This is a genomic window from Seonamhaeicola marinus, from assembly GCF_008085455.1.
In genome coordinates this window covers 1-709 of the sequence record NZ_VSDQ01000314.1, presented here as the reverse complement: position 1 = coordinate 709, position 709 = coordinate 1, and the positions used below count along the sequence as shown (strand labels likewise).

Annotated in this window: 2 pseudogenes; both read left to right on the top strand. The window is 29.6% G+C overall.

Annotation, left to right across the window (positions count from 1 at the left end):
- Positions 1 to 521: pseudogene (locus tag FUA24_RS04140) on the top strand (mevalonate kinase); the annotation flags it as partial.
- Positions 522 to 569: 48 nt separating this feature from the next.
- Positions 570 to 709, top strand: a pseudogene (locus tag FUA24_RS25610) (ubiquinone biosynthesis protein UbiA); the annotation flags it as partial.

Here is a 709-nt window from a genome sequence, read left to right as displayed (position 1 = left end):
CTTTTTTTCACGGAAAATCATCAGGCCTAGATCCTTTAAATAGTTATTTAAGTATTCCTATTTTAATAAATTCAAAAGATAATATTGAAGCTACAGGAATTCCTTCGCAAAAAGCAGATGGTAAAGGTGCTGTATTTTTATTAGATAGTGGTATTATTGGAGAAACGGCACCAATGATTAGCATTTTTATGGAAAATATGAAGCAAGAAGGTTTTCGTAAAATGATTAAAAATCAATTTATAAAACATACCGATGCTTGTGTGGAAGATTTTTTGAAAGGCGATGTGAAATCATTATTCAACAATACAAAGCAATTATCAAAAGTAGTTTTAAGTCATTTTAAACCTATGATTCCAGTGCAATTTCATGAGCTTTGGAAAAAAGGATTAGAAACAAATGACTATTATTTAAAGCTTTGTGGTTCAGGTGGCGGCGGCTATATTCTTGGTTTTACTGAAGATATTCAAAAGGCAAAACAAGCACTTTCCGATTATAAATTAGAAGTAGTTTACAACTTTTAATACCTTTATATTATCTAGCGTTTTTTAAGATAATATATTCCATTTTTTATGCTTTCACGAAAACAGAAATACATATTGTTGAAGTTTTTTAGTATGTTTTCTGTGGTTAGAGGCTACAATATTTTGGTTGTTGTAGTGGCGCAATATTTAACATCTGTTTATATTTTAGCCCCAGAAAAACAGTTAAG